Here is a 14,373-nt window from a genome sequence, read left to right as displayed (position 1 = left end):
TCTATGAATTGTAGCGGTTGCAGTTATGTTCAGCCGATAGAAGACCAAGGAACAGTGTCCTTGCGACCGCTTTCTTCTTCTCTTGAAAATCTAATTCGACAACAGTCTTATGATACGTATATCATGGAAGATATTTGCTCTATTTCATATCAATCAAGAGAACAGATGCTTGATATCATGCACTGGGTACGAAGTTTACCTGAAGAAATTACATCTTGTGTATCTGTAGGTTTGTTAGGTTCAGACGATATTGGCGGAGAGCCAGTATGGTTGCCATTGTCTGTATTTGTTAATCGACTACAGCATGACGATGTTGTTGAAATTATTCGACAAAAGCAATTTACAAGCCATATGCAACCGATTGTGAATCAACATGAGCAAGTCATTGCTTATGAATTTTTGCTTCGTCCGATTATAGATGGCCCTACATTTCAGCCATATCGCTTATTCGATATTGCGCATCAGACAGGGTTACACTCATTTTTGGATCGGGCAGCTCGTATTTCAGCGATTGAGACGAGTGCGCAATATTTACAACCAGGTATCAAACGTTTTATTAACTTTTTACCATCTTCTATTTACAATCCGCAGTATTGTTTGAGTCATACGTTTGCCGCTATTGAACGTCTTCATTTAAATCCTAAAGATTTTGTATTTGAAGTCGTTGAAACCGAAAATATTGTTGAAATGCCTAAGTTACAAAATATTTTTGATGTGTATCGCAGTAATGGGATATCTGTTGCTTTGGATGATGTAGGTTCAGGATATTCCAAGCCCGAATTAATCGATCATCTGCAACCCGATTATGTCAAAATCGATCGTAGCTTAATCGATCATTGTGATATCTCTGCTGAGAAACAGCAAAAAATTATTCATATTTTGCAGCGTTCGCAAAAACATGGTTCAACTGTGTTAGCAGAAGGAGTAGAACGGCGCGAAGAGTACGACTTTTGCCGTAGTATCGGGATTGAATTAGCCCAGGGATACTTGTTTGGCAAACCGTCTCAATCGCCTACTAGTCTGCAATTAGGCTAATCATATTGTAGATATACTGAAAGAGCCCTTATTCTAAAGTGTTATAAACTACACTTCGAATTAAGGGCTCTTTTGAATATCTTTTTACTTGTAAAACTTTACTAATTTTATTAACCTTTTAGAGATTTTAACTCTTCATAAGCAGTGATGACTTTATTATAGTCTTCGCTGTCTTTGGCAAATCCTGTTACATCGCTGACGACAGGGCCAAAGCCTTCGGCTTGAATACGTCCTTGTAGTTCAGCAGATTGAGGATCAGCTGTATTGTCATAGTGGAATGCAGCAGCAATTCCTTTGAGCAAATGATCGCGTCCGAGATCAAATTCAGTTGCCATTTTTACAGGGCCTACCAGACGATCAGCTTGTCCTAATTTGCGTAAAGGTTCGCGTCCTACACGAATCACTTCATCACGAATATATGGATTTTTAAAGCGAGTTTCGATTTTGTCGATATATTTGGCATGTTCGCCTGCATCGAAGCCATGTTTTTGTACAAGAGCTGCGCCACTTTCTTCCATCGCTGGACGTACAATCGCACGTACACCTTCATCTTGAATACTTTGGTCAATCGTTTCTAGACCTTTCAAGAAACCGATATAGGCTGTAATAGCATGACCTGTATTCAGTGTGAACAGTTTACGTTGTACATAAGCAACCAGATTGTCTGTAAGCTTCATACCATCAATTTCAGGTGTACCACCTTTAAGTTTAGGCTCTTCTACAATCCATTCGTGGAAGGCTTCTACACCTACATCTAGAATGCTGTCACCCTGGAAAGGAGGGACGATACGGTCGACAGAACAATTGGCAAAGCCGACATTTTGCTCAGCATAGGCTTTACCTTCTTCTGAAAGATGAGTCAGTACTTGCTCTTGTAGATGACTTGTGGCACCAACCATATTTTCACAAGCGATAATATTCAGTGAACCACCGCCTGCTGTACGTCTAGCTTCGATGCCTTGTGCAATCGTAGGCGCAATAAATTTGAGTACATTTGGCCCTACTGCGGTTGTAATGATGTCTGCACTAGCAATCTCATCAATAATGTCTGTACCATTAGAAAGACAACCAGATACGTTGGTAATCGTTTCTACGCTTTTTTCCAGATCAAGAATATGAATCTGGTAACTTTTTTTCTCATTCAGTTCATTAATCATTTGTTCGTTAATATCTGCAAAAACCACGTGATAACCTGCATTAGATAATAAAGCTCCGATAAATCCACGACCGATATTTCCTGCACCAAATTGAATCGCTTTTTTCATAATATTGCACCTCCGTAAGTATTTGTAGGATTTCCTTCTGTATATAACCAGAAGCCATCCTTAATGTGTAGCTTATATAAGCAAAAGTAGATATAAACAGGTTAAATCAGCAACGAGATCGCTGCTGATTCAACCGGAATAACTATAGGATTAGATTGAGAATGTGCGATAGATTTCTTCAGCATCTGTGACTTTAGCTAGATGTTGTACAGTCGCTTCATCTTCAATCGTTTCAGCAATCTTAGTCAGGATTTGAAGATGTTCTCCACCTGCACCAGCAATACCGATCACAAGATAAGCAGTACCGCCTTCAAATTCCACACCATTTGGATACTGTAGAACAACAATACCGGATGTTTGAATTTGTTTTTTCGCTTCACCGACACCATGAGGAATCGCTACACCGTTACCGATGTAAGTAGAAGCTACTTTTTCACGCTCATGCATCGCTGCAATATAATCATGTTTGACATAACCAGCAGCAGCTAGCATTTCGCCTGCTTTGTTAATCGCATCTTCTTTCGATGTGCTAGCAAGACCTAATACAATATTTTCTTTACGCAAAATGGTAGAACCTGCGTTAGACGTTGTTGTATCTTGTACCACATGTGGTGCATTGTGACTCAATACATCACTGACTTCTTGTTTCACACCAGCAGCATTATCTGGAATAGAAGAGTCAGGGCTACCTGCTGTAGCTGCTTTTAAACGTTCAATCATATCATCATAGATCGGATTGTTAATAAAGTTATCAATCGATACATGCTGTGCATTTGGTGCTTTACCTTTAGCACGGCTTGTTAGATTTTGTTGAGTCACGACGATATCTGCATCAGAAGGAATCGCATCAATCGCTGTATTGGTTACATTGATCGGTAGACCTGCTTGTTGTACTTTTTTGCGGAAAGAAGAAGCACCCATAGCACTTGAACCCATACCTGCATCACAAGCAAATACGATTTTGCGAACTTCACCTGTTTGAAGATCGTTAGCAGATGTCAAAGCAGGACCACCAGCGTTACCGCCAGACTTCATGTTTTTGGAAGCGGCTTGAGCTTTTTCCAAATCTTCATCGCTTGGAGCTTTGCGTAAGAAGATCGCTGAGAAAATGAAGGAGACAATGGCTGCTGCGGCCACACCTGCTAATACAACCAGATGACCACCTTTTGGTGCTAGACCTAAGATTGCAAAAATACTACCTGGAGAAGCAGCACTGGTTAGACCACTACCTAGGATACTATTTGTAAATACGCCAGCCATACCGCCAAGAATAACAGCAACAAACAAGATTGGACGCATCAATACATAAGGGAAGTATACTTCATGAATACCACCAAAGAATTGAATAATGATTGCACCTGGAGCAGAACCTTTAATTGTACCTTTACCAAAGATCCAGTAAGCCAACAATACACCAAGACCCGGCCCTGGATTCGCTTCTAAAAGATAGAAAATAGATTTACCAGTTTCTAGAGATTGTTGCGCACCTAGTGGTGTAAAGATACCGTGGTTAATTGCATTATTTAAGAATAAAATTTTACCTGGTTCTACAAAGATCGAAACCAATGGTAAAAGATTATGAGCAACCAAGAAGTTAACACCTGATTCTACTAGCAAAGTAAATGCTTGTACCAATGGACCGATACCGACAAAGCCTAGAATCGCAAGTAACATACCGATAATACCAGCAGAGAAATTGTTAACCAACATTTCAAAACCAGTTTTTACTTTACCTTCGATCAATTTATCGAACTGTTTGATCACATATCCACCAAGTGGACCCATAATCATTGCACCGATAAACATTGGAATTTCAGCACCGACGATAACACCCATAGCGGCGATTGCTCCGAGCACACCACCACGATGACCAGCAACGACTTTACCACCTGTATAAGCAATCAATAAAGGAAGCAAATATTTGATCATTGGATCAACCATTGTTGCTAATTCAACATTAGGCCAGTAACCTGTTGGAATAAATAAAGCAGTGAGTAGACCCCAAGCGATAAAGGCACCGATATTCGGCATGATCATAGCACTTAGAAAGCGTCCAAAACCTTGTACGCGATCACGAGCACTTTTTCTTTCTTTTGTAGCTGTCTGCACAGAACTCATAATTGTTCGACCTCCATCATATATTGTTCGATTTTGCGAGTATACAAATCTTTCATTAAGCTAGAAATCTCAGCCGTTAATTCGGCGGCACTACCCGATACGACTCTAGTCACAAATCCAGGACGGTCGATCAATGATTTACTGACTTCGTTAACTGCTTCCAGATAAGACTTACTGCTGTCTTTGGGAGCAAGCAAGACGATCGCTGCATACAGATCAACCGATTGAGAAGCGGCTGATATTGGATGGGCAAATCGCATCACACCTAGAAAAAGCTTGGGCACGACAGACGAACGACAGTGTAACAAAATCAATCCATCTTGCGAAAGGACAGTTTCTCCTAATCGCTCACGTTCATGCAGTTCTTGTTCTAATACATGTGCTCTTTCTGTAGAAGCAGTAAAAGTCGTTGCAATGTGGTGGATCAAGTCACTTACAGAAGTGGAAGTGTATCCATCTCTTATCACTAACCCTTGTGTTAAATCTAAGATGCCAGTCAGTGTTTCTTTATGAGTGTTCAATGTTTCGGTTAAGCGTACACTCGGATCAAGCGATTGTTGTTGTACATGTTGTGTATGCTTAGAAGTATCTAGCTGAGATAAGGTTTTACGAATATCGATAATGTCTTCTGATGAAAGTAAGGGTGATACTCGTACAGTTGGAATGAGGCTATCTACTTCTACGGTAGAGATAATAATATCGGCACGCTTTTCTAAACGAACAGCTTCTGAAGAAGAAACCACATCAATAATTTGTAATGCTGGAAATTCACGTTTGACTCGAACAGACAGCAAACTGGATGTTCCCATCCCACTAGCACAAGCGATTAATGCTTTAAATGGTTTTTTCTGAGCAGCAGCATATTCAGACATAGCACCGATATGCATAGCCATATAACCAATCTCTGCTTCCGGTACTTCTTTGCCTGTAAATTGAGCCAGTAAAGTCGAACACTTGCGAGCGATTTCGAACGTAGGGCCATATTGTTCTTTGATCTGTGCGAGTAGGGGATTACGAATATCTAATCCTAATCGTAGTCGCTCTACCGCAGGTCCAAGATGATTAATAAAGCCTGCGAACAATTTACTGTTTCCTTTGAGTTCGAATCCGGTTTCACTTTCGGCCATTTTCAGTACATCCCGGGCAAGCTTGACCAGTTCAAAGCTAACGTGCTCATAATACGGATCAGATTCGACGCTAAGTCTTGTTTCAGCGCCTTTGAGATGCATAGTGATATAACCCATCTCATCTTCAGGAATCACAATATCAAAAGACTGTTCTAACTTGATCGCGAGTGTACGTGCAGTCTCAAATTCATTTAGTTGCTTAAGCTCATCCAGTATGCGAGGAGCAATCGTGATGCGTTGCCCTCTTCGAATACGTTCTATCGCCAGCGCTAGATGAACAGCCAGCCCGATATACGCGCTATCGGTCAATTTCATATGCATTTCACGTTCCAGATCACTCAAGTACTGCTGAAGCTGGTTCATCATTCCATCATCAACCAGATTCAGCAGGCGGTTGCGGATATGGAATTGTACGCGTCCAGGTTGTTCTTCTGTAGGGAAACGGTCACGTACCAGATGATTCAATTGGTATTCGTCTACACTTTCATATAGCAGATGTACCAGTGCAGAACGGATACTACTTTCAGTTCCTTCAATATAGACACCAAGTCCGGGTCTACGAATCAATGTAATCTCAAAAGCTTGAAGCCATTGTTCGATACGATCCAGATCATTACTGAGCGTGCCTTCTGTGACTTTGAACTGTGAAGCAAAGGTGTATAACTTAATCGGTTCTTTGGAAAGTAGAAGTTCACTAATAATGAAGTAATGCCTTTCTTCACGGGTGTAGTCTTTCTTAGGTGTCTGTTCTTCCAGTTCTTGTTGTACGATAGCCAGATGTTCCGGACTACCTTCCAGTGCAAGCCCTGTACCCGGTTTGCGAATCAGGGTTAGCTGTCTTTGATGTAACCAGTCTTCAACGCTCGGCAATTCACGCTTGACCGTTTTCTCACTCACATCTAGATGATCGGACAAGTCCCTGATTGTAATATAGTCACCATGAGAGGCAACCAGAAACTGTAGCATCATTGTGAGGCGAGCGGTCAGCTTCTCCAAAATCGATATCCTCCTTTCCAAAGTCCGATTGAAAACGATATCATAAACATAGGGCTAAGAAATAAGAACTAGTAGTGAATACTTCAAAGTTTAAGGTTTTAACGTGAAGATATCAATTGAAAGATGATACGATTTGTCCTTTGTGTATAAGGGACAAAGGTAAAGAGGGAGTAAATCAGCAGTCCAAAACAAATAATAAAAAAGGATAAATCCAACTACTGTTTTGAAAAAAAGGGTGTATAAAGTCTTACTTACGTTCAAAAATAATTCGACAAAAAGTGATAAATCATTAGAACCAAATACTAAATAATGTATAAACATAAACCTAAATAATACTTGTTGAAACATTTGAATAAAATGTAAAAAAAAGTTTGTCTCTTTGAATATCGGAACCTTATTCTCAATACTTAATATAAATTTCAATATTACATATTTTATTGCAAAAAAAGAGCATTACTTCTATCTAAAGTGTGAGCGAAGGAATACTTTAAAATGATAAATGATATGCATTATAAGCGAGAGGAGAAAAATGATTACATACTAAAAAAACAATAAAAAAACCTACTTTCTATAAAGAAAGCAGGCTTCGAGAGAGATTTATCTTCTATATAAATAGATTTTGTTATTGAACAGCTCTCAAAATAACAAAAGCAAAAGTAGGTAATTTTTCTTCCAGACGACCATTTTCAACTTGAAGTGTAGTCTGATCTAACATGTTTTCCCACTTGGATGTTTCTACATCAATGCTAACCGTTACCGGCTCAGAAGAGCTGTTCATCGCAATCACAAATGTGTCTTCATCATCAGAACGCTCATAGATCAGTCCGTTATTGCCTTCTTTGGCATGTAAGAACTTAAATGTACCTTGACGTAGAGCAGGATATTGTTTGCGCAGACTGATTAATTGTTGATAAAAAGCAAACAATTCTAAGTCTTGATCTTTTTCATCCCAGACCATACAACGACGGCAATCTGGATCGTTTTCGCCTTCCATGCCAAATTCGTCTCCATAATAAATACAAGGAGTACCGCTATATGTCATCTGGAAAGTTACCGCTAATTTGAGACGATCTTTGTTACCTTTAGCAAGCGTCAATGCGCGTGCAGTATCATGACTATCTAACAGGTTAAAAGATACTTCCGTTACCTGACGAGGGTAGCGTGACATCTGTGTACCAATCGCGTGAGCAAATGTTAACGCATCTGTTGTATCTTCGACAAAGAAGTCAGTTACCGCATTTTTGAACGGATAATTCATTACAGCATCGAATTGATCGCCTTGTAACCACGGAGAAGATTCATGCCAGATTTCGCCCAAAATATAGACGTCTGGATTGATACTTTTCACAGCTTGACGGAATTCACGCCAGAAATGATGATCCACTTCATCAGCAACATCTAAGCGCCAACCATCGATGCCAAATTCTTCAACCCAGTACTTAGCTACATTGAGTAGATACTCTTTTACTTCTGGATTTTCCGTATTCAACTTCGGCATTAGTGGCTCAAAATCAAACGTATCATATGTTGGAATACCGTCTTCTACAGCTAGAGGGAATTTACGTACATGGAACCAGTCTTTATATTTAGATTTTTCGCCTTTTTCTTGTACATCGACAAATGGAGCAAATGTTTTGCCAGAATGATTAAATACAGCATCAAACATCACGCGAATCCCTTTGTCATGGCACGTTGTAATTAATTTCTTCAATGTTTCTTTATCTCCGAAATGAGGATCAAGTTCCATATAATCTTCGGTATCATATTTATGATTAGTGGTTGCTTTGAAAATAGGCGTCATATAAATCGCATTGATCCCAAGATCGGTCAAATGATCTAAATGATCAATAATCCCTTGCAGATCGCCCCCGAAAAAGTTAAACCATTCTGGCTTTTCGCCCCATGGCAATGTGTCTTTCGGATTAATCGAAGGATCTCCATTAGCGAATCGTTCCGGAAAAATTTGATAAAAGACAGCATCTTTGACCCATGCTGGTGGTGTGAATACATCGACTGGATTGATAAATGGAATATCGAATAAACGATCCATTTTCGGTTCTTCTTTACCAAATTTATCTTCGTCCATCCAAATTTCTTCATCATCGTTTTTGAGAAGGAATCCGTATTTGATACGGCGGAAAGGAGGAACTACTTCACATTCCCAATAATCGAACAGATCATCTGTTGCAAAAACATGCATCTGTACGCGTTCTTTGGATTTTTCCCACATGTATTTATCACCAGCAAGAGCCCAGACTTCTTTCACATCCTGCTTTTTGGTGCGTAGACGTAAATGAATCGTTTCACGATCATAAGGATAACCCCAATTCAGCTTGGGACGATGATAGACAGCTTCGATTAACATAGATGTTCCTCCTACATAAGATATGTATTAGACTGCGTATGGTCTATCGATTTATACCCTAAAAAGAATTGTAGGAACCAATTATATAGCGTCTTCATAAGCACATGATTGTAAATCGTTTGACAGAATTTAGTTAAAGGCAAAAAAGGTTACAATAACAAGCGATATTTAAGCTTATTATCGTAACCCAATGGCTGAAGATCAGAAGTTATTTTAAAGTAGTCATCACTATTTATATCAGGATACTTCTATATCATTTGTATAGAATATAGGAATGAACAGAGAAGTTTAAAGATTTTTGGGTAACCACTCTGGGCGATTAGATCCTCGTGGAACAAGTACAGTATTGTAATGTCCCGGTGTCTCAGACATTTGCACTTGGTCGGTCACTCCTTGATAATCTCCGCATACCGTTTCTGCTGTAAATAAGTCAGGATCAAGATACAGATGCTCATCCGACGAACCTGCTGTTGCATACGCATAATCTTTATCAAAAATACCCATCGACATTAACCATAACGATACACGACTAAGCGAAATGTGTACTTTATAGCTACCGCCTTCTTCTGCACGTCTTGCAAGAGCCGCCATTGCGCCAGCCGCCGCTAGCCATGAGATAATATAGTCATTTACGACTAGAATAGCGGGTAGTTGTGGTTTCTCCGGTGTTCCTTCAAGACACATAACCCCTGTAACCGTTCCTGCGGTCTGATCGAATCCAACTCGATCTGCCCAGACTCCTTCTTCGCCATGAAGCGAGACAGATACATGAATAATACCCGGTCTTACACTAGCACATTGCTCTGGATCCAGTTCAAATCGATTCAGATAAGAAGGTCTACGATTCGCAAAAAAGATATCAGCGTCTTGTAACAATGTTTGCATTTTGGCATGACCTTGCGGTTCGCCTATTTCTAATGTAGAAGAGCGCATACCGACACTAGATGTGTAATAAGTAGTGTCTACTTCCCAATCGGATGGTCGCCAGATATTGAGTACATCTGCTCCTTGTAAAGCCAGTGCTCGTCCGATACCTGCACCTGCAATCACATGCCCCATTCCTAATGCGCGTACACCTTCAAGTGGAGAAGAGACACCTTGCGACAACGGTTCTGGATCACTTTCACCGATTTTTTCAATTTGTATAAGGGGTAATTTGGCAACATCAGCGAATGTAGGTTCTTCCATAAATTCTTCTACCGTACGTGCCATCGGCATTACGATACCTACTTTAGCAGCAGCATCTTCCAAATCTTTGGCATTCCATGTAGAGATCGCTTTAGCGACAGCTTCTGGTGTATCTGAACAATCTAATAATTTAAGTGTATTGATTTTGAGCTTAGGATAAGGTTCAAGTGGCATCACCCAGCGATGATCTTTGGTTTCATAAAAGCCAAATTTGAGCGCTTGACTAGGATCAGAAGGGCTAGCAGGTGAATATCCATTGAGTTTCTCCCATTTGCGATCATAAAAAGGAGATAAGCGATGTAAAATTTTACGTAAATCGAGTGAGATATCTTGTCCTTTACCTCCACGTAGTCGCCACAGATTAGCAGCAGCAACCGATTTGGCAACCATTCCGATCCCTGCTGAACTAGCTAGACGCAATACGCTAGGTACAATCGGATCTTTCCCTGTAAATGAAATCTCTCCGCCACTATCTGCAGAAGAAAGTCCGATATCTTGTAATACGTTCTCCAATTCTGCATGAATATCAAAATCAGTATGAGTAAGGCGATTATGCTTAGCATCTAAAATACGTTGTTTGATTTGATCGATGGTGTTCATTTCTACATTAGTTGAATTACTCATTGCTTTCACTCCATCCATAAGTAAATGTATACATATAATTATAAACTTACCCAATAGAGGACTCAATAACCAGTGTAATGTGAAATGAGGAGAAAGCCACATACAACCAATCAGTGTGTATAAAGTAAGTGAAAACGCTACGTTAACGGCGTTGTTCTTGCCGTCGCTGGTGAAATCAGATATCTGAAATGACCGTTTGAGTGGTCGATATCTGACTTCAAAGGCGACTTTCAGAACAACTCCGTTCCCTTCGCTCTGTACGTAGAGGAGACAGAAAACAAAGTGAAGAAAAGGGGAATGAATTCAATATACGAAAAAACGTATAGAGCAAAAAGTATATAGAAAAAAGCCAAAGTATCTTCTGGTCATGTTCATGGCTAAGGAACATGTACCGTTATAACGAAGATCACTTTGGCTATTGTGAGGATTACTTTTTATTCTGTTTTAGTTGAAAATAAACGATCTCAAAATAATAGTCATTGTAACTGTAGTGTATTAAGAATTACGTTTTAGGATACTTTTGTGATGAGAGAATAGTTCAAAGCTTTGTTGTCCGTGATAAGAACCCATACCGCTATCACCAACACCGCCGAAAGGTAGGTAGTGTGAAGTCATATGAGATAATGTTTCGTTAACACAACCGCCACCGAAAGATACAGTGTTGAATACTTGATCTTGTACTTCTTCATCATTGGTGAACAAGTATAGAGCCAGTGGTTTAGGGCGATTTGTGATTTCGTCTAAAATAGGAGTTAGATCATTGTATTCAATAACTGGCAAGATCGGTCCGAAGATTTCTTCTTGCATGACTGGTGAACTCCAATCGACATTGCCTAGTAATGTAGGTTCAATAACCAATTGCTCACGAATCGAGCGACCACCGATTAAGAACTCGCCATCTTCCAAAAATTTCGCTAGTCGATCAAAATTACGTTGATTAACGATATGCGGGAAGTTTGGATTTTGAGTTGCATTTTCTGTATATTTATCATTGATTTCTGCTTGTAATAAAGAAATAAACTCTTCACGTACATCTTCATGTACCAATAGATAATCAGGTGCTACACAAGTTTGTCCTGCATTTAAGAATTTACCACGAGCTAGACGTTGAGCAGCGATTTGTAGATTTGCATCTTTGTGCACGATACTTGGACTTTTACCGCCCAATTCTAATGTAACTGGTGTTAAATGCTCTGCTGCCGCTCTCATCACCACTTTACCTACGCCTGTGCTACCTGTGAAGAAGATATAGTCGAATTTTTCTTTGAGTAGTGCTGTGCTAGTCTCTACTTCGCCTTCCATAACAGCAATATACTCGCTAGGGAATGTATCTGCGATCAATTCAGCAGTGACTTTAGATACCGCAGGTGTTAATTCAGAAGGTTTGATCACTGCACTATTACCGGCTGCCATCGCACCAACCAATGGACCAAATGCTAATTGGAAAGGATAGTTCCAAGGCGCAATGATCAAAGCAACACCATAAGGTTCTGGATGAATAAAGCTAGACGAATCTGGCAAAATAGAAGCAGTAGGTACTTCACGTGGTGCTGCCCATTGCTCTAAATGTTCTAACGTAAAGTCGATTTCGCCTAAAACGATACGAATTTCAGAACCGAATGCTTCAGGCTCTGATTTGTTAAGGTCACTTTTCAAAGCATCCAAAATCGGTTGATGAAATTTCTCGATTGCTTTTTTAAGACGATTCAGTGCTTGAATACGGAAAGTAACATCTTTGGTGTTACCTGTATTAAAAAATTGTCGTTGTTGTTGAACTAACTCATGTGCTGTTGTCATGTGTAAAACTCCTTTGATATCTGTTTTTATAATAAACAAACCAATTCGGCTTGATAGATATGAATAAATTTTCATATTAAATTGTGTTAAATTGAATTATACGCTATTGATCCTATAGTTACAATAACCAAACTTTCTTTAGATGTGGCTAAAGCGGCACTTGTCTATAAAGTGGGTATATAGGGTTAACAAGATGCAACATGTTGGAAGCATTACTTATTATCCAATGATAATTAGAAGAGAAGGGGAAGCGTATATGCCTGAGCAAAAATTAGATCCACGCGTGCGACGTACACGCCGTTTATTACAAGATGCGTTAATCGATCTGATGGATCGCAAACCGTATGCTCAAATCACAATTCAAGATATTACCGATCTTGCCACCTTAAACCGTAAAACATTTTACCTGCATTATGAAACAAAAGATCATTTATTATATACAACTACAGATGAGATTTTGGGCGAACTGTTTGGCGATGCCAAAGAAGCATCCATTATTAATCCTTCAATAGACGATCTACAACGTTATATTGCAAAAAGGATTTTTGAGTATGTGATCAAATACAAAGAGTTTTTTCGGGTGATGTTTGAACGCAAAGCGAGTATGAATTTTATCCAGTATATGAAGCGGTATATCACTACTTTTTATGAGCAAAAGTTTTCGCGGTTTGACGATGATAAGTTATTTGTCCATAAAGATGTGATCGCTAGTTATATTGGATCAGCGTATGTAGGAGTCATTTATTGGTGGCTAGACAATGATATGCCGTATACACCGGAGAAAATGACCGAGCAAATGATGGAACTTAATTCACGCGGACCGATTCAGATTATTCGTATGTATGTAGAAGAGGAGAAGTAGCAGACAGACCAAAAAGGCAAATCCTGCTCTTTGAAGTGAAAAGAGGATTTACCAGCCGTATTCATTTAGCTCCCAGTTATAGAGGAGCTGTAACTATCGATTGTGGTGTGATTGCTGAATCGTTAGCGACAGTCGTAGTGCTTGCGTTATCACGAACTTTGGTAAGCAGACGACGCAGTAGAACCAGTTCTTCTGCTGAAATGCCATCTACCAGTTCTTGCCCGACTTCTTCCATCACAGGGCAGACTTCATTTTCAAGTTGCGCACCTGCGGGAGTAAGATAAATTTTGAAGCAACGTCGATCATCAGTACATGTAATTTTACGGACAAAACCTTTATTTTCTAAATTAGAGATCATGCGCGTAATATTGGTTTTGTCTTTTCCTAAGCGCTCGCCAATTTCATTTTGCGTAATGCCATCTTTTTTCCATAACAGCATCATAATAAAATTTTGCTCGGGTGCCAGGTTAAATGGGGATAATTTATTTTTAATATGACCGGAGATCGCTAGATGGACATCACGAATCAATACGGTATAACTCTTTTCTACGTCATAAGGCATATCATTCACCTACTGTTTTAGTTGTTATAGCAACCTTTTGTGCAAAAATAGCCTATCACTTGTAACCGTTATTGTCAACGAAGCTATTCACAAGTAGCGGCAAAATACCGATAATAAATTGACGGAATAAGTAATGTTCATTCTGAAACTTTCATTTTTATCCTTGACATTGTTCGACACAAGGTCTATTGTGGATTTTGTAAACAGTGTCTGTCACAAAAGAGACACAACGACGGATTGACTTTAAAGCGAGATTTGGATATGCAACGACTTCTTTTATGTAAAGTCGTACATAATGAAAAATGCTCGTTTATTTTTTGGCGATATAGTTGCTATATCAACCGTATCTTTTCAGCAAGAATGAAAACACCACATGTCACGTAGATAAAATATACCCGCACGATAAAATAGAAACTGTGTTGGAGTAGGGTACT

9 protein-coding genes are annotated in these 14,373 nt (G+C 39.5%); 2 read left to right on the top strand and 7 right to left on the bottom strand.

Annotation, left to right across the window (positions count from 1 at the left end):
* Positions 1-3: 3 nt before the first annotated feature.
* Positions 4-1,035, top strand: coding sequence for an EAL domain-containing protein (locus tag PQ460_RS21785; RefSeq protein ID WP_274171155.1), 1,032 nt, complete (start codon positions 4-6; stop codon positions 1,033-1,035).
* Between the two features lie 110 nt (positions 1,036-1,145).
* Here PQ460_RS21785 and PQ460_RS21780 read toward each other — a convergent pair whose 3' ends face one another.
* The 6 genes from PQ460_RS21780 to PQ460_RS21755 form a co-directional block, all read right to left on the bottom strand.
* Positions 1,146-2,300 (bottom strand): mannitol-1-phosphate 5-dehydrogenase, encoded by a 1,155-nt coding sequence (locus tag PQ460_RS21780; protein ID WP_274171154.1) that lies wholly within the window; start codon positions 2,298-2,300, stop codon positions 1,146-1,148.
* 150 nt (positions 2,301-2,450) lie between these two features.
* Positions 2,451-4,418: a PTS mannitol transporter subunit IICBA gene (locus PQ460_RS21775; RefSeq protein WP_274171153.1), complete on the bottom strand. Its 1,968-nt coding sequence runs from the start codon at positions 4,416-4,418 to the stop codon at positions 2,451-2,453.
* The gene (locus PQ460_RS21770) at positions 4,415-6,541 is read right to left on the bottom strand and encodes a BglG family transcription antiterminator (protein WP_274171152.1); all 2,127 of its coding nucleotides are present in this window, start codon (positions 6,539-6,541) and stop codon (positions 4,415-4,417) included. Before PQ460_RS21770 ends, PQ460_RS21775 begins: the two co-directional genes overlap by 4 nt.
* 622 nt (positions 6,542-7,163) lie before the next feature.
* Complete coding sequence (locus PQ460_RS21765; protein WP_274171151.1) at positions 7,164-8,906, bottom strand: alpha-glycosidase; 1,743 nt, start codon at positions 8,904-8,906, stop codon at positions 7,164-7,166.
* Between the two features lie 288 nt (positions 8,907-9,194).
* Positions 9,195-10,718 carry a CoA transferase gene (locus tag PQ460_RS21760; protein WP_274171150.1) on the bottom strand — a complete coding sequence of 508 codons (1,524 nt, stop codon included), beginning with the start codon at positions 10,716-10,718 and terminating at the stop codon, positions 9,195-9,197.
* A gap of 495 nt (positions 10,719-11,213) precedes the next feature.
* Entirely contained in the window at positions 11,214-12,515 is a 1,302-nt protein-coding gene (locus tag PQ460_RS21755; protein WP_274171149.1) for an aldehyde dehydrogenase, read from the bottom strand.
* 256 nt (positions 12,516-12,771) lie between these two features.
* On the opposite strand from PQ460_RS21755, the gene PQ460_RS21750 reads away from it, so the two are divergent.
* Positions 12,772-13,377: a TetR/AcrR family transcriptional regulator gene (locus tag PQ460_RS21750; RefSeq protein ID WP_273614620.1), complete on the top strand. Its 606-nt coding sequence runs from the start codon at positions 12,772-12,774 to the stop codon at positions 13,375-13,377.
* A gap of 76 nt (positions 13,378-13,453) precedes the next feature.
* Here the strand turns inward: PQ460_RS21750 and PQ460_RS21745 are convergent, their stop codons facing one another.
* Positions 13,454-13,939, bottom strand: a complete 486-nt coding sequence (locus PQ460_RS21745; RefSeq protein WP_273614621.1) for a MarR family winged helix-turn-helix transcriptional regulator — start codon at positions 13,937-13,939, stop codon at positions 13,454-13,456.
* Between the last annotated feature and the right edge of the window lie 434 nt (positions 13,940-14,373).

The sequence above is a fragment of the Paenibacillus sp. KACC 21273 genome (assembly GCF_028736095.1).
Taxonomy (GTDB): Bacteria; Bacillota; Bacilli; order Paenibacillales; family Paenibacillaceae; genus Saccharibacillus; species Saccharibacillus kyungheensis.
The sequence above is the reverse complement of the archived record's forward strand: the minus strand, read 5'-3'. Positions and strand labels throughout refer to the sequence as shown.